We start from the raw sequence: 255 nt of genomic DNA, 5'->3' as shown, positions 1-255 counted from the left end.
GGACAACTTGTCCTTCTTTGTTTTTAAATTCTATTGTAGCGCCGTTAGCTTCAGATAAAGGGGCTACGCTGTTCTCATCGTAAGTAACGGTTTTATAGAGCTCATTGGCGTTGTAATAACCTGCATTGGCAAACGAAATGGCATATAATCCCAGTGAGGCATCCCAGGATGTATTGGCTGTAAAAAGCCTTACCTCGTTTGCGGTATTGGTCTGGTAATCCATTTTTACTTCATGTCCGGATTCCAGGTACCAGC

The 255-nt window shown here is 43.1% G+C and carries 1 protein-coding gene; it reads right to left on the bottom strand.

Features of this window, described 5'->3' with window-relative positions:
- Positions 1-255 (bottom strand): hypothetical protein (locus tag KHA98_RS22845; protein ID WP_213260287.1); only part of this gene is annotated, 255 nt, incomplete at both ends.

It is taken from the genome of Flavobacterium branchiicola (assembly GCF_018383905.1).
Lineage (GTDB): Bacteria > Bacteroidota > Bacteroidia > Flavobacteriales > Flavobacteriaceae > Flavobacterium > Flavobacterium branchiicola.
This window is presented reverse-complemented; position numbering and strand designations above follow the sequence as displayed.